The organism is Pseudomonas palleroniana (assembly GCF_022836895.1).
GTDB lineage: Bacteria > Pseudomonadota > Gammaproteobacteria > Pseudomonadales > Pseudomonadaceae > Aquipseudomonas > Aquipseudomonas palleroniana.
The window spans coordinates 2,607,730-2,623,691 of record NZ_CP092411.1; the positions used below are offsets into that span (position 1 = coordinate 2,607,730).

Consider the following 15,962-nt stretch of genomic DNA (forward strand, 5'->3'; position numbering starts at 1 on the left):
GAGTGGAATGGGGTCAGCGTACGGGGCTGTATGTTTTCTGGAAACTGAATAATATTAAGCAATACGTTCACGTTTGGAGAATGATTTGGACCTGGTGCAGTTGGAAATCTTCAAGGCGGTTGCCGAGCAGGGCAGCATCAGCGCCGCCGCACAGTTGATTCATCGCGTGCCGTCGAACCTGACCACGCGCATCAAGCAACTGGAGCAGGACTTGGGCGTCGAGTTGTTTATCCGCGAGAAGAGCCGTCTGCGCCTGTCACCGGCCGGCTGGAATTTCCTCGGCTATGCGCGGCGCATTCTCGACTTGGTCCAGGAGGCCCGGGCGACGGTCGCGGGAGAGGAACCCCAGGGCACGTTTGCCCTTGGCTCCCTGGAAAGTACAGCCGCGGTGCGTATCCCAACGTTGCTGGCGGCGTATAACCAGCAGTACACCAAGGTCGAGCTGGACCTGAGCACGGGGCCGTCGGGCACGATGATCGAGGGGGTGCTGTCAGGTCGGCTGACCGCGGCATTTGTCGATGGGCCGGTGCTGCATGCCACGCTGGAAGGCGTGCCGGTATTCGAGGAGGAGATGGTGGTGATTGCGCCGTTGCATCACGCGCCGATCAACCGGGGGCAGGACGTGAACGGGGAAAGCATCTATACGTTTCGCTCGAACTGCTCCTACCGGCACCACTTGGAGCGCTGGTTTTCCCAGGATGGCGCGGTACCAGGCAAGATCTTCGAGATCGAGTCTTACCACGGCATGCTCGCCTGCGTCAGCGCCGGGGCCGGCCTGGCATTGATGCCGCGCAGCATGCTGGAAAGCATGCCGGGATTTGCCGCCGTGAGTGTGTGGCCGTTGGCGGACAATTTCCGCATTTTGCACACCTGGTTGATCTGGCGGCGGGGCACGGTGTCGCAGAGTTTGAACAGCTTCGTAAGACTTCTGGAAGAGCGTGGGCTGGAAATTTCGTAGATCAATGTGAGATCCACACGATTTAATCAGCCGCCGAACTGCAAGGTGCCCATGGCCAGCTTTGCCATCAGCGCCGTGGCGCCCAGTTGCACCAGCCACAGGGCCAACCCACCGAGAAACACCCCCAGCGCAACTTGCAGCACGAGGCTCTTCTGGTGCTTGGCGCGTGGTGCGCGCGGGGTGTAGTCGTCGTCCAGTTCATCGCGGTCTGCGCGCAGGTCCAGGTCATCGTTTCTCATGAGGCTCTCACAGCAAAGGGGCAGTTGGGGTTCAGTCTAGGAGCTGCAGACGAAAAAGGGGAAGCCATCGGCTTCCCCCTCGCGTGCAACGGCTACAGGTTTACAGCACCTGAACGATTGCCTTTGTGACGGCATCAATGTTCGATTGGTTCAACGCCGCCACACAGATACGCCCGGTATCCAGCGCGTAGATACCAAACTCGCTGCGCAGGCGGGTGACTTGTTCAACGGTCAGGCCCGAGTAGGAGAACATCCCACGCTGGCGGCCGACGAAGCTGAAGTCATGACCTGGAGCCGCTTTGGCCAGGTCGGCGACCATCTGCTCACGCATGCCACGGATGCGCAGGCGCATTTCGGCCAATTCGGCTTCCCACTGGGCACGCAACTCAGGGTTGTTCAACACGGCTGCCACGATTGCCGCGCCGTGGGTTGGCGGGTTGGAGTAGTTGGTACGGATCACGCGCTTGACCTGGGACAGGATGCGCGCGCTTTCCTCGTTGGATTCGCCGACGATGGACAACGCGCCGACACGTTCGCCGTACAGGGAGAACGACTTGGAGAACGAGCTGGACACAAAGAAGGTCAGGCCCGATTCAGCAAACAAGCGCACCGCCGCGGCGTCTTCGTGGATGCCGTCGCCAAAGCCCTGGTAGGCCATGTCGAGGAACGGCACCAGGTTCCTGGCCTTGACCACGTCCAGCACGTTCTGCCAGTCGGCCGGGCTCAGGTCGACGCCGGTCGGGTTGTGGCAGCAGGCGTGCAGCACGACGATCGACTGTGGCGGCAGGGCGTTGAGGTCTTCCAGCAGGCCGGCACGGTTCACATCGTGGGTGGCGGCGTCGTAGTAGCGGTAGTTCTGCACCGGGAAGCCGGCGGTTTCGAACAGCGCGCGGTGGTTTTCCCAGCTCGGGTCGCTGATGGCGACGACGGCGTTGGGCAGCAGTTGCTTGAGGAAGTCGGCGCCAATCTTCAGGGCACCGGTGCCGCCCACGGCCTGGACAGTGACGACGCGGCCGGCGCTCAGCAGTGGCGACTCGGCGCCGAACAGCAAGGTTTGTACGGCCTTGTCATAGGCGGCGATGCCGTCGATCGGCAAGTAGCCACGGGCAGCGTGTTGCGCCACGCGAATGGCTTCCGCTTCGGCAACGGCACGCAAGAGTGGAATCTTCCCCTCCTCGTTGCAGTAAACGCCTACGCCAAGGTTGACCTTGGTGGTACGTGTATCGGCGTTGAATGCTTCGTTGAGGCCCAGGATAGGATCGCGTGGTGCCATTTCGACAGCGGAGAACAGGCTCATTTTTGCGGCAGCTCTATGGGGGAAAGGAGGGACGTGTCGCGCTCCGGCCGAAGGCACTAGAGCGGTGCACAAACGGGGAGCTAGTATAGAGGCCATCACCGCTTGAGGCGACAACCGAAACGGCTTTTCGGCCAAGTTTTTCGGTTTATTTGCTGACCGTTAGTCTTATTGCAACATCGATTCTGAACGGCAAGTAGGACGATTGCCTTGAAACCCGTCACATTCGCCACCAGTTCTATGGCTATCATGATCTTTTCCTACTCTGCGCGCTGAATCTTCGCGGAGGGTGGTCTATTTCGTCCTCGACGGGTTTACAGTCTGGGGGTGACTTCACGAGGTACGTTATGTCGGATTTCCAACTCGTCACCCGCTTTGAACCCGCCGGCGATCAGCCGGAAGCCATTCGCCAGATGGTCGAGGGTATCGAGGCCGGCCTGGCGCACCAGACGCTGCTCGGGGTAACCGGTTCGGGCAAGACCTTCAGCATCGCCAATGTCATCGCCCAGATCAATCGCCCAACCTTGGTGCTGGCACCGAACAAGACCCTGGCCGCGCAGTTGTACGGCGAGTTCAAGGCATTCTTCCCGAACAATGCGGTGGAGTACTTCGTTTCCTACTACGACTACTACCAGCCCGAGGCCTACGTACCGTCGTCCGACACCTTTATCGAAAAGGATGCGTCGATCAACGACCACATCGAACAGATGCGGCTGTCGGCGACCAAGGCGTTGCTCGAGCGCAAGGACGCGATCATCGTCACCACGGTGTCGTGCATCTATGGCCTGGGCAGCCCGGAAACCTATTTGAAGATGGTGCTGCACGTCGACCGCGGCGACAAACTCGACCAGCGCGAACTGCTGCGCCGCCTGGCCAGCTTGCAGTACACCCGTAACGACATGGACTTTGCCCGCGCCACATTCCGCGTGCGTGGCGACGTGATCGACATCTACCCGGCCGAATCCGACCTGGAAGCGATCCGCATCGAGCTGTTTGACGATGAAGTCGAGAGCCTGTCGGCTTTCGACCCGTTGACCGGCGAGGTGATCCGCAAGTTGCCGCGCTTTACCTTCTATCCGAAAAGCCACTACGTGACGCCCCGTGAAACCCTGATGGGCGCCATCGAGGGGATCAAGGTCGAGCTGGCTGAGCGCCTGGAATACTTGCGCGCCAATAACAAGCTGGTAGAGGCCCAGCGCCTGGAGCAGCGCACCCGCTTCGACCTGGAGATGATCCTGGAGCTGGGCTACTGCAACGGGATCGAAAACTACTCGCGCTACTTGTCGGGCCGCGAAGCCGGTGCGCCGCCGCCGACCCTCTACGATTATCTGCCGCCCGACGCTTTGCTGGTGATCGACGAGTCCCACGTCAGCGTGCCGCAGGTCGGCGCCATGTATAAGGGCGACCGTTCGCGTAAAGAAACGCTGGTGGAATACGGCTTCCGCCTGCCTTCGGCGCTGGATAACCGGCCGATGCGCTTTGATGAATGGGAAGCCATCAGCCCGCAGACCATTTTCGTCTCCGCAACGCCGGGCAACTACGAAGCCGAGCATGCCGGACGCGTGATCGAACAGGTGGTCAGGCCGACGGGCCTGGTCGACCCGCAGGTAGAAATCCGCCCGGCGTTGACCCAGGTGGACGACCTGCTGTCGGAAATCAACAAGCGCGTGGCCGTGGAGGAGCGGGTGCTGGTGACCACGCTGACCAAGCGCATGGCCGAAGACCTCACCGACTACCTGGCCGACCACGGCGTGCGCGTGCGCTACCTGCACTCGGACATCGACACCGTGGAGCGCGTGGAAATCATCCGCGACCTGCGCCTGGGCACCTTTGATGTGCTGGTGGGCATCAACCTGTTGCGTGAAGGCCTGGATATGCCGGAAGTGTCACTGGTGGCGATCCTGGATGCGGACAAGGAGGGCTTCCTGCGTTCGGAGCGCTCGTTGATTCAGACCATTGGCCGAGCTGCGCGTAACCTCAATGGGCGTGCGATTCTCTACGCCGACCGCATGACAGGCTCCATGGAGCGGGCGATTGGCGAGACCGAGCGGCGTCGCGACAAGCAGATTGCCTTCAACCTCGCCAATGGCATTACGCCCAAGGGCGTGTTCAAGGACGTCGCCGATATCATGGAAGGCGCCACTGTGCCCGGCTCGCGCAGCAAGAAACGCAAGGGGATGGCCAAGGCGGCCGAGGAGAGCGCCAAGTACGAGAACGAACTGCGTTCGCCGAGTGAGATCACCAAGCGTATTCGGCAGTTGGAAGAGAAGATGTACCAATTGGCGCGGGATCTGGAGTTTGAGGCGGCGGCGCAGACACGCGATGAGATTGGCAAGTTGCGTGAGCGGCTGTTGGCTGTCTGATTTGCGCTGAGTCCGCCGGCCTCATCGGGGGCAAGCCCCCTCCCACGTTGACCGCATTCTCATGTTGGAAATCGGTCGGAGTGGGAGGGGGCTTGCCCCCGATGGCATCCCCTCGGTTTTCCAGAAATCACCCAGGCTGTTACCATTCGCCCCTTGTTTCAATTTTCAGTTTTATCGCCCATTCGAGACCTGCCATGACCACCGTCCGCACGCGCATTGCGCCATCGCCTACTGGGGATCCCCACGTCGGCACTGCTTACATCGCCTTGTTCAACTACTGCTTTGCCAAGCAGCACGGTGGTGAATTCATCCTGCGGATCGAAGACACCGACCAACTGCGTTCTACCCGCGAGTCGGAACAGCAGATTTTCGATGCCCTGCGCTGGCTGGGCATTACCTGGGCGGAAGGCCCGGACGTCGGCGGCCCGCACGGTCCGTATCGCCAGAGCGAGCGTAGCGACATCTACAAGCAGTACACCCAGCAATTGGTCGACATGGGGCACGCGTTCCCCTGCTTCTGCACCGCAGAGGAACTGGACCAGATGCGTGCCGAGCAAATGGCACGCGGCGAAACCCCGCGCTACGACGGTCGTGCGCTGTTGTTGTCGAAAGAAGAAGTGGCTCGGCGCCTGGCCGCTGGCGAGCCGCACGTTATCCGCATGAAAGTGCCGAGCGAAGGCGTGTGCGTAGTGCCGGACATGCTGCGCGGTGACGTCGAGATCCCGTGGGACCGCATGGACATGCAGGTGCTGATGAAGACCGACGGCCTGCCGACGTACTTCCTGGCCAACGTGGTCGACGACCACCTGATGGGCATCACCCATGTGCTGCGTGGCGAAGAATGGCTGCCGTCGGCGCCGAAGCTGATCCTGCTCTATGAGTACTTCGGCTGGGAGCAGCCGCAGTTGTGCTACATGCCGCTGCTGCGTAACCCGGACAAGAGCAAGTTGTCCAAGCGCAAGAACCCGACCTCGGTGACCTTCTATGAGCGTATGGGCTTCATGCCGGAGGCGATGCTCAACTACCTGGGCCGCATGGGCTGGTCGATGCCGGACGAGCGTGAGAAGTTCTCGCTGCAGGAAATGGTCGACAACTTCGACCTGTCCCGGGTGTCGCTGGGTGGGCCGATCTTCGATATCGAGAAACTCTCGTGGCTCAATGGCCAGTGGTTGCGTGATCTGCCGGTGGAAGAGTTCGCCAGTCGTGTGCAGCAATGGGCATTGAACCCCGAGTACATGATGAAGATCGCACCGTTGGTGCAGGGCAGGGTGGAGACGTTCAGCCAGGTCGCACCGTTGGCCAGCTTCTTCTTTGCCGGTGGCGTGAACCCGGATGCCAAGCTGTTCGAGTCCAAGAAACTTTCGGGCGATCAGGTTCGCCAGTTGATGCAGCTGATCCTGTGGAAGCTCGAAAGCCTGCGTCAGTGGGAGAAAGAGGCGATTACCGCAACGATCCAGGCGGTGGTTGAATCCCTTGAACTGAAATTGCGTGATGCCATGCCGCTGATGTTTGCCGCGATCACCGGGCAGGCCAGTTCGGTGTCGGTGCTCGATGCGATGGAAATCCTCGGCCCGGACCTCACGCGTTTCCGTCTGCGCCAAGCCCTTGATTTGCTTGGTGGTGTGTCGAAGAAAGAAAACAAAGAGTGGGAAAAGCTGCTGGTCGCGATTGCTTAAGCAGGCTGTGGTAACGGCGAAACCCAGGTTTTCCGGGGTTTCGCCGGTAAGTGTTTGTTATCCCGGCAAAAAATTTTGGAAATTGTTGAAAATAAATTTGACACACTTCCAAACCGCCATTAAGATTCGCCCCGTCCTCACCGATGAGGGGCTATAGCTCAGCTGGGAGAGCGCTTGCATGGCATGCAAGAGGTCAACGGTTCGATCCCGTTTAGCTCCACCAATTACAGGTTCAAGGTCTGGCCACACCGTCCTTGAATCGATCAGTTGTCAGCGCTGATCAGTTGTTCAGAAGGTTTTGTCCCCTTCGTCTAGTGGCCTAGGACACCGCCCTTTCACGGCGGTAACAGGGGTTCGAGTCCCCTAGGGGACGCCAGTTTCAACAAGCAGTTCGAAAGGTCTGCTGCGCCGCGAGGCGAAAAATCCGGGGCTATAGCTCAGCTGGGAGAGCGCTTGCATGGCATGCAAGAGGTCAACGGTTCGATCCCGTTTAGCTCCACCAATTTACAGGTTCAAGGTCTGGCCACACCGTCCTTGAATCGATCAGTTCTCAGCACTGATCAATGTACAGAAGGTTTGTGTCCCCTTCGTCTAGTGGCCTAGGACACCGCCCTTTCACGGCGGTAACAGGGGTTCGAGTCCCCTAGGGGACGCCACGATTACCCGCTCTGCGGGATTTTAAAGGGTCATTCAATTATTGAATGGCCCTTTTGTTTGTCTGGCGTTCAGCCAACTCTCTCCTTTATTTCAATCTTCTCTTCTGACCAGCGGTCATGCCTGTCGCTTGCGCAATATTATTATGGTAATAATATTCAACCCATGAGAGAGGGAGGCAACGATGAGTGATAAAAAAGCGCAAACCCGCGAACGCATTCTGCAAGCTGCCAGCGCTGCATTGATCCAGCGCGGCCCTGCCGAGCCTAGTGTGGGTGAAGTCATGGGCGCCGCCGGGCTTACGGTTGGCGGTTTCTATGCGCACTTTGAAAGCAAGGACGCGCTGATGCTGGAGGCATTCACCCAGTTATTGGCGAGGCGGCGTGCTTCGATTGACGATATGGATGCGCAGCTAACGGGTGAGGAGCGCAGAAGTCTAGTGGCGGCGTTTTATCTGTCGCGCAAACACCGCGACTCCACCGCCCAGGCGTGCCCCATACCGGCGACCGTCGGCGAGATGAGCCGCCTGCCGGACGAATTTCGCCATGCCCTGAATGAGCACGTGGAGCTGATGGCCGCGCAGCTGGCCGCCAGTCCTGAAGACACCGACAAAGCCCTGGCTGACATGGCGTTGATGATCGGTGGCCTGGCCTTGGCGCGTGCCCTGGGCCCGGGCGAGCTGTCTGACCGTGTGTTACGCGCAGCCAAGTCGGCGGTGCGCTAAATAAGGAGAGGAGTTCCAGCATGGGCGCACTGACCTGGATTCGTGGCTTCAACCGCACTGTCGGCCGCTTGGCGCCGCACACCGTGGCAAGCAAGATGCGTCGCACCTTCATGACCCCGCGTGACCTGCCTGCGCGTGATTGGGAGTTGCCGCTGCTGGCCCAATCTGAGCGCATCACTTTGCGTTTCGGCCTGTCTGCGCTGCGATGGGGGCAAGGGCCCGCCGTTTTGCTGATGCACGGCTGGGAAGGGCGCCCCACGCAGTTCGCCAGCTTGATCACGGCGTTGGTGCGCGAGGGGTATTCGGTCATCGCGCTGGAAGGACCTGCCCACGGACGTTCGCCGGGGCGTGAAGCGCATGTGTTGCTGTTCGCCCGCGCCATGCTGGAAGCCGCAGCCGAATTGCCACCGCTGCATGCGGTGATCGGTCATTCCATGGGCGGTGCCAGTGCCATGCTGGCTGTTCAATTGGGCCTGCGGACCGAGGCGTTGGTCAGTATCGCTGCGCCGTCGCGTTTCCTGGATGTGCTGCGCGGGTTCGCCGGCATGGTCGGTTTGCCGCCACGGGCACGCTCGGCCTTTATCCAGGAGGTCGAATGGGCCTTCGGCATGCCGCTCAAGCATCTGGATGTCGCTCACTACCAAATGAATATGCCGGGTCTGATCGTGCATGCCGAAGACGATACGTTCGTGCCGGTCAGGGCTTCTCAGGCCATCCACGAGGCGTGGTTCGACAGCCGGCTGTTGCGCCTGGAAAGTGGGGGGCACCAGAAAGTGCTGGCCGATCCCCGAGTGATCGACGGCGTACTGAGCCTGCTCGCCGGTTGTCATCTACAGGCACGGCAAACCGCCTGATACACTGCTCCCGCCGACATTAATCGACTGGAGCAAGGCATGGGCTGGGATTTGGCAACGCCGTTTATCATCGATCTGCAGGTTGCCCCTGAGGACATTGATGGCCTGGGGCACGCCAACAATGCGGTGTATGTGTCCTGGTTGGAGCGTTGCGCCTGGCGTCATTCCCAGCGTCTGGGGCTGGACCTCACCGAGTACCGTCGCCTGGACCGTGCCATGGCCGTGGTCCGCCATGAGATTGATTACCTGGCGGCGGGTTATGAAGGTGACGAGCTTCAACTGGCCACCTGGATCGTCGATTGGGACCAGCGCCTGAAAATGACCCGTCGTTTCCAACTGGTGCGCCCCCGCGACGGCGTGACGCTGCTGCGTGCGCAAACCACCTTTGTCTGTATCGAGCTGTCCAGCGGCAAGCCCAAACGCATGCCCGTCGAGTTTCTTGAAGGTTATGGCCCCGCCCTGACAGGGGGTTAACGGTTGCCGCAGGAAACCCAGTAAACTGCGCGACGATTTTTGTTGAGTGTTTCCCATGCAAATTGCTTTGGCGCCCATGGAGGGGTTGGTCGACAACATCCTGCGGGACGTATTGACCCGCGTGGGCGGTATTGATTGGTGCGTGACCGAGTTCATCCGCGTTAACGACCGCCTGCTCACGCCTGCCTATTTCCATAAACTTGCCCCGGAACTGCTGCACGGTGCCCACACCGCGGCCGGTGTGCCGTTGCGCGTGCAATTGCTTGGCTCCGACCCGGTCTGCCTGGCGGAAAACGCTGCCCTGGCGTGCGAACTGGGCTCCGAGGTGATCGACCTGAACTTCGGCTGCCCGGCCAAGACCGTCAACAAGTCTCGTGGCGGCGCGGTGCTGCTCAAGGAGCCGGAACTGCTCAACCAGATCGTCGAACACGTACGCCGTGCGGTTCCGGCGCATATCCCGGTCACCGCCAAGATGCGCCTGGGCTTCGACAGCCCGGACGGCGCGCTGGTCTGCGCCACGGCCCTGGCCGAGGGGGGCGCGGCGCATATCGTGGTGCATGCGCGCACCAAGACCGACGGTTACAAACCACCGGCCCACTGGGAATGGATCCCGCGAGTACAGGACGTGGTCAAGGTGCCGGTGTTCGCCAACGGCGATATCTGGAGCGTGGAAGACTGGCGGCGTTGTCGCGAAGTCAGTGGCGCCGAGGACATCATGCTCGGCCGCGGCCTGGTAGCACGCCCAGACTTGGCACGGCAGATCGCCGCCGCGCGGGCCGGCGAAGAAGTCGTGGAAATGACCTGGGCGCAGATGCAGCCCATGCTCCAGGACTTCTGGAGCCAATCGGTGGCGCAACTGACCGAGCGTCAGGCGCCAGGCCGTTTGAAGCAGTGGCTGGCAATGTTGACGCGCAATTATCCGCAAGCGGTGGAACTATTCACCGCGATGCGTCGCGAGACGGAGCTGGTGGCGATCAGCCGGTTGTTGGGCATGCCGCATCCTGCCGCGGCCGCGTAACGCACAGACACCTCTAGCAAGGGCGCCATTGGCGCCCTTTTTTATGCTGAAACGTAACTGTTGGAACCGAACAGCGCGTCACTCCACGAACATCAGGGCATACACCTCAGGAATCTGGCCCATGAATGCTTCAAGCCTAAACCCCGCTGTTTCTTCAGCCCATCCTCAATTGATGTCCTGCACTGGGCCGGCTGCCGGGAAGACGCAGCCTGTCGTGAACACCTTCAAAGTCGCCGAGCGGCGGTTTGGTGAGCACTTCGACGGCAGCACCCACGCCGCCGTGATCCAGCTGATGATGGCGATACTGGGCCCCACGCCTGCCGATATGTTCGAGCAAGTGACGCCTTCGGGTAACGGCTATGACGTCACGATGAAGGATGAATTCAAGGTTCATGTCACGCAGGATGAACTGAGGCAGGCAGCGCAGGCATCCAGGTTCAGCGGTGATGACAGTGAGGCGGTCAGGGCGGCCAACTTCGCATTGGCGGTGTTTGTGAAGCGCAAGCAGCAAGTCGGCGATTACCCCGGTTTCGAGGTTGCACTGGCCAAGACACTCCAGGGCGAAACCACCCTGCGGTGCTTGCAGGGCATGGGCGTGTATGGACTGTCCCAGTCGGTACCGCCGAGCGAAATGATGGGCGAGGGGGTAGTGGCAGTGATGGGCACCCGACAGTTCGGCAGTGCGCTGGTGGTGAGCGGGGTGGGGTACGACCACGGCTGCCCGTGCCAGGTGGGGGACCGTTATGGTTACAGGTTGTTTGCCGACAAGCCCCGCACGGGTGCAGCAGCGCATAAGGTGTTGGCGGGCCAGAAACCGAAAGATGTGTGGAGCGGCTTCTTCCAGGGCGCGCCGGGTAATTGCGTGACGGTGTCGGCGATCAAGGCTGCAATGATGCGGTTCGGACAAAGCCCCCAAACTATTTTCCGACAGGTCACTGCCATTCCTGGGGGGTATGAAGTGGTCATGCGCGATAGTTTCAGCCTGCGGCTCACCCATGAAGAGATCAACCAAGCCAGGGCCGCCTCAGGGCTGGCCGGTAGTGACCAGCGTCTGCTCGACGACGCCAACTTCCTGTACGCCGTAAGTGCCAAGCGTGCGCAGTTGAAGAACAACGATTGCCGTGCCGGCCAGAGCTATGCAGCCGCCTTGGAGACGCTCAACGATGGCGAATTTCCCGGGCAGGCCCTGCGCCGACTGGGGCTGTTTGGTTATCTACGGGAAAGTGATGTGAGTGAATTGGCCAAAGGCGCCATCGGCACACTGGCGGACGGCCACCATTCGGTGGTCGTCATTGACGGTGTGCTCGACTTTTACGGGCAAAAACATGACTTGGCTTCGTCCGAATGGATGAACACGGGGTTCCGTGCGTTGAAGCTGGTTTGACAGGCGCCGGGCTCATTCCAGCAACCGCCGGAACTCGTCGATCGGCAACGGCCGGCTATGCAGATACCCTTGGAACACGTGACACCCCAGCAGTTGCAGGAATGCCAGCTGTTCCGGGGTTTCCACGCCTTCGGCAATCACCTTCAGGTTCAGGCTGCGCGCCATGGCCACAATGGCGCGGATGATTTCCGCGTCGTTGGGGTCATGGGTTGCGTCGCGCACAAAGGATTGATCGATCTTCAGCGTGTCCACCGGCAAGCGTTTGAGGTAAGTCAGCGATGAATAGCCGGTGCCAAAGTCGTCCATCGCAAAACTGATCCCGAGTTTTTTCAGGCGACGCATCTTGGCGACGGTGTCGTCCAGGTTCTGGATCACGATGCCTTCCGTGATTTCCAGCTTCAGCAGGCTGTAGGGCAGTTGGTGCTGCCTGAGGCTGTACTCAACCTGCTCAACGAAGTCGTTCTGGCGAAACTGTCGAGGGCTGATGTTGACGCACAGGCTGAAGTTAAGCGGGTCGATCAGGCGCTCGGCAATCAACTGCGCAAAGGCGGCGCACGCCTCATCGAGAATCCAGGTGCCGACCTCCAGGATCAGGCCGCTGTCCTCCAGCACCTTGATAAATTCGCTGGGAGACTGTGCGCCCAGTTGTGGATGCTGCCAGCGTACCAGGGCTTCAGCGCCGACAAGCACATTGCCCCGTGCATCCACTTGGGGTTGGTAATGCATGCTGAACTCGCCGCGTGACAGCGCCAGGCGCAGGTCAGTCTCCATGCGCTGGCGTTCACTGGCGGTTTTTTGCATGCTGTTATGGAACATCTGGGTGGTATTGCGCCCCGAATCCTTGGCCCGATACAGGGCAATGTCGGCGCGCTTGAGCAGGTCGGCCGGCGTGGAGCCGTGATCGGGAATCAGCGCCACGCCGATGCTCGGCGTGACCTGCAAGCGGTGACCATCGAGGAACATCGGCTCCGAAAGCAATTCGCGCAAGGTATCGGCCAGCTCCTGTACCTGAGCGCTGACCTCCATTCGCGTGCCGTCCAGGCCACTGAGCAGCACCACGAACTCATCGCCGCCCAGGCGCGCCACCGTATCCTCCATGCGCACGCTGGCTTCCAGGCGCGCCGTGACGATTTTCAACACGGTGTCGCCCACAGGGTGGCCGAGGGAGTCGTTGATGTGTTTGAAGTGGTCAAGGTCCAGGAACAGCAAGGCGCCCCGCAGGTTATGGCGCTTGAGCAGGGCGATCTGCTGGCTCAGGCGGTCCATCAACAGTGCGCGATTGGGCAGGTTGGTCAGCGGGTCGTGATAGGCCAGGTGACGAATCTGTGCCTGGGCGTTTTTCAGCAGGCTCACGTCCCGGGCCGTCAACAGCAGGCACGGGGTTTCATTCAAGGTGATGGGCTCGACCGAGACTTCTACGGCCAGTAAATCGCCACGCTTGTTGTGCCAGAGCATTTCCAGGTGATGAATACGGCCTTTGATCTGCAGCTCGGCCAGCAACGCCGTGCGCTGGTTTTCGTCGGCCCAGATGCCGATCTGGTACAGCGTCAAACCGATGGCTTCTTCGGCGCGGTAGCCGGTCAGGCGGCAGAAACCGTCGTTGACCTCGACGTAGCGGCCGGTATCGCGCTCGGTGATGGAAATGGCGTCGGGGCTGGAGTGAAAGGCTTTGGCGAACTTCTCCTCACTGGCCTTGAGGGCGGCTTCCGAGCGTTGCTGCTGGGTGATGTCACGCAGGGTGGTGACGATGCAGGGTTGGTCGCCGACTGTGATCAGCCGGCTGGAAATCATGCAGGTCAGGCTTTGGCCATCTTTGTGATGGACCACGATGGCCACATTGTTTAACGACTGTTCGCGGATCACCTGTTCGATGCGTTGCAAGCGCTTGCTGGAGTCTTCCCACAGGCCGATCTGTTCGGCGCTTCTGTCGATCACCTCGGCAGCGGTCCAGCCAAAGGTCTGGGTAAAGGCCGGGTTGATTTCGATAAAGGCGCCGCTGTCCAGATAAGTGACACAGATCGGGTCGGGGCTGGCCTGGAACAGGCTGGCAAACTTTTCTTCGGAGGCCGTCAGGCGTTGTTCGCGTTCCACCTGATCGGTGATGTCGAGCAAGGTGCCGGCCATGCGCAGGGGCTTGCCGGCTTCATCGCGATAGAGACGGGCGCGGCTTTCCAGGTAGCGCGGGCTGCCGTCCTCCATCAGCACGCGATAGGTCATCTGGTAGTTGCCTTCCGGACCTTCGCGCAAGCTGCGGTAGGCGTTGCGCATGCCCTCGCGGTCTTCATCGGTCATCCCTTCAAAAAACGCGTCGAAAGACTCGTGAAAAGGCTTGGGCGGCAGGCCGTGCAGTTGGGCGGCGCGGGCCGAACCGTAGAGCATGCCGCTGGGGATGTGCCAGTCCCAGGTGCCCAGTTGTGCCGAGTCCAGCGCCAGGTCAAGGCGTTCCTGGCTGTCCTTGAGCGCTTGTTCGGCGTTTTTGCGTTCGGTGGTGTCCAGAAAGGTGCTGATCAGGTAGGCCTCGCCCTCCAGCTCGACCTTTTGCGCGCTGAGGGTGCCGTCATGGATCTGCCCGTTGCTGGCGCAGAACTGCACTTCCATGGTGATCTGTTCACCTTTGCGCTGGGTAGCCTTGACCAGCGTTTCACGTTGTTCCGGGTCACGCCACAGGCCCAGTTCCAGGGTGGTGCGGCCGATGGCATCGGCTACCGGCCAGCCGAACAGCATTTCGAAATACTGGTTGGCCTCGCTGATCAGCCCGTCGGCCTGGCGGGTCAACAAGACCATGTTGGGGCACAGGTGAAACAGCGTGGCGAAACGTTTTTCGGAATGGCTCAGGGCGGTTTCCCGCTCGCGCTGTTGGGTGATTTCGCGGATCACCCCGATCATTCGGCGTCGGCCGGTTTTGTCCGGGGCCAGGCTGCCGCTGATTTCCAGCCAGTGCAGGCTGCCGTCCGGCCACTGGATACGGTGATGCATAGCCTGCTCGAATGGCTCGCCCGCCACCACGGCATGGAAGGCCCGTATCACCCGGGTGCGATCGGACGGTGCAAGCAGGTCCAGGTAATCCAGGTCCTGGGGCAGCGGTTGTCTGGGGTCAAAGCCGAACAGCGCCTGGGTGCCCCGTGACCAACTGATGCGGCCGGTATCGATTTCCCAGCACCACGCACCCAGCCGCGCCGCGTTGAGCGCTGCCAGCAGTTGGGGCGCGCTGTCCCAGCTTTGCTCGGCGTCCTTGGGGTCCAAGGCGTAGATGCGGGGCAGGGGTGGCACGGAATCGACGGGGTTGCGCATTATTCGAGGGCCTTGGCTCAATGGGCGTTCGGCGCGGTTTGGTTCAGGCCTTGAGGCCGCACGGTTTCATGCCGGTATCCCTGGCAGATCGACCTGTGCATCCAATAGGCTCATGAAAGCCCGCGCAGCGTTCGACAGCGTCCTTTCGGTGTGCACGATATAGCCTAGCTGGCGACTGAGCTGTATGCCCGGTAAAGCGATACTTGCCACCTGATCATCCAGCATAGTCCGTGGCAGCACGCTCCAGGCCAGGCCGATGGAGACCATCATCTTGATAGTTTCCAGGTAGTTAGTGCTCATCGCGATGTTCGGCGTCAGGCCCTGGGCCTCGAACAGGCGGCTGACGATATGGTGGGTAAAGGTATTGCCGCCGGGAAAGACGGCCGGGTGGCGGGCGATGTCGGCCAGGTTGACCCTGCCGTTACTGATGAGGCTGTGCTCCGGCGCCACCACAAAATCCAGCGGGTCATCCCACACCGGCGTGGCCTTCACTACGTGGTGCGGGTCGGGCGCCAGGGTGATCACCGCCACTTCGGCACGCCCATGCAGGATTTCTTCGTAGGCCACTTCTGAATCGAGAAACTGGATATCCAGCGCCACATTGGGATATTCACGGGTGAACGTGCGCAGGATCGGCGGCAAACGGTGCAGACCAATATGATGGCTGGTGGCCAGGGTCAGCCGTCCGCTCACCTCGCCGGTCAGGTTGGTGAGGGCGCGACGCGTATCGTCCAGCACGTTGAGAATCTGATAAGCGCGCGGCAGCAAGGCCCGCCCGGCTTCGGTCAAACCCACTTCGCGGCCCAGGCGATCGAACAGGCGCACCTTCAATTGTTGTTCCAGCCCGGCAATACGTTTGCTGATGGCCGGTTGCGTCAGGTGCAGGCGTTCACCGGCGCCGGAGAAACTGCCGGTTTCGGCGATGGCAATAAAGGCATTGAGGTTGGCCAAGTCCATTTATGTATTCCAGTTGGTAATCCAAAGCATAAAAAATATGAATTTGAGTTATTTAATGTAGCGCCATACCATCAGC

General features: G+C 60.6%; 12 protein-coding genes and 4 tRNA genes. 12 read left to right on the top strand and 4 right to left on the bottom strand.

Translation table 11 applies throughout. The features are described from left to right. The first annotated feature begins 85 nt into the window (after positions 1-85). Positions 86-958 carry a putrescine utilization regulator PtrR gene (ptrR, locus tag MJP36_RS11970; protein ID WP_090369782.1) on the top strand — a complete coding sequence of 291 codons (873 nt, stop codon included), beginning with the start codon at positions 86-88 and terminating at the stop codon, positions 956-958. Between the two features lie 26 nt (positions 959-984). Here ptrR and MJP36_RS11975 read toward each other — a convergent pair whose 3' ends face one another. Then, on the bottom strand, positions 985-1,197 hold the full coding sequence (locus tag MJP36_RS11975) for a hypothetical protein (protein ID WP_244385418.1): 213 nt from the start codon (positions 1,195-1,197) through the stop codon (positions 985-987). Between the two features lie 100 nt (positions 1,198-1,297). Beyond that, entirely contained in the window at positions 1,298-2,494 is a 1,197-nt protein-coding gene (locus MJP36_RS11980; protein WP_244385419.1) for an amino acid aminotransferase, read from the bottom strand. Positions 2,495-2,838: 344 nt separating this feature from the next. On the opposite strand from MJP36_RS11980, the gene uvrB reads away from it, so the two are divergent. From uvrB to MJP36_RS12035, 11 genes are all read left to right on the top strand, one after another. After that, entirely contained in the window at positions 2,839-4,854 is a 2,016-nt protein-coding gene (gene uvrB / locus MJP36_RS11985) for an excinuclease ABC subunit UvrB (protein WP_060755799.1), read from the top strand. A gap of 194 nt (positions 4,855-5,048) precedes the next feature. Further along, positions 5,049-6,530: a glutamate--tRNA ligase gene (gltX, locus tag MJP36_RS11990; RefSeq protein WP_060755798.1), complete on the top strand. Its 1,482-nt coding sequence runs from the start codon at positions 5,049-5,051 to the stop codon at positions 6,528-6,530. A 147-nt stretch (positions 6,531-6,677) separates the two neighbouring features. Next, positions 6,678-6,753 (top strand) — tRNA-Ala (locus tag MJP36_RS11995). Positions 6,754-6,830: 77 nt separating this feature from the next. Next, positions 6,831-6,906 (top strand) — tRNA-Glu (locus MJP36_RS12000). Between the two features lie 50 nt (positions 6,907-6,956). Further along, a tRNA-Ala gene (locus MJP36_RS12005) sits at positions 6,957-7,032 on the top strand. 78 nt (positions 7,033-7,110) lie between these two features. Further along, positions 7,111-7,186: transfer RNA gene (locus tag MJP36_RS12010), tRNA-Glu, on the top strand. 182 nt (positions 7,187-7,368) lie between these two features. Beyond that, positions 7,369-7,908, top strand: coding sequence for a TetR/AcrR family transcriptional regulator (locus tag MJP36_RS12015; protein ID WP_060755797.1), 540 nt, complete (start codon positions 7,369-7,371; stop codon positions 7,906-7,908). A gap of 20 nt (positions 7,909-7,928) precedes the next feature. Beyond that, positions 7,929-8,762 (top strand): alpha/beta fold hydrolase, encoded by an 834-nt coding sequence (locus MJP36_RS12020; protein ID WP_244385420.1) that lies wholly within the window; start codon positions 7,929-7,931, stop codon positions 8,760-8,762. 39 nt (positions 8,763-8,801) lie between these two features. Further along, entirely contained in the window at positions 8,802-9,236 is a 435-nt protein-coding gene (locus tag MJP36_RS12025; protein ID WP_060755795.1) for an acyl-CoA thioesterase, read from the top strand. A gap of 55 nt (positions 9,237-9,291) precedes the next feature. After that, positions 9,292-10,254 (top strand): tRNA dihydrouridine synthase, encoded by a 963-nt coding sequence (locus tag MJP36_RS12030; protein WP_060755794.1) that lies wholly within the window; start codon positions 9,292-9,294, stop codon positions 10,252-10,254. Positions 10,255-10,468: 214 nt separating this feature from the next. After that, positions 10,469-11,638 carry a hypothetical protein gene (locus MJP36_RS12035; RefSeq protein WP_244385421.1) on the top strand — a complete coding sequence of 390 codons (1,170 nt, stop codon included), beginning with the start codon at positions 10,469-10,471 and terminating at the stop codon, positions 11,636-11,638. A gap of 12 nt (positions 11,639-11,650) precedes the next feature. Here MJP36_RS12035 and MJP36_RS12040 read toward each other — a convergent pair whose 3' ends face one another. Then, positions 11,651-14,929 carry an EAL domain-containing protein gene (locus tag MJP36_RS12040; protein WP_244385422.1) on the bottom strand — a complete coding sequence of 1,093 codons (3,279 nt, stop codon included), beginning with the start codon at positions 14,927-14,929 and terminating at the stop codon, positions 11,651-11,653. Between the two features lie 66 nt (positions 14,930-14,995). After that, positions 14,996-15,886: a LysR family transcriptional regulator gene (locus tag MJP36_RS12045; protein ID WP_244385423.1), complete on the bottom strand. Its 891-nt coding sequence runs from the start codon at positions 15,884-15,886 to the stop codon at positions 14,996-14,998. Positions 15,887-15,962 lie beyond the last annotated feature (76 nt).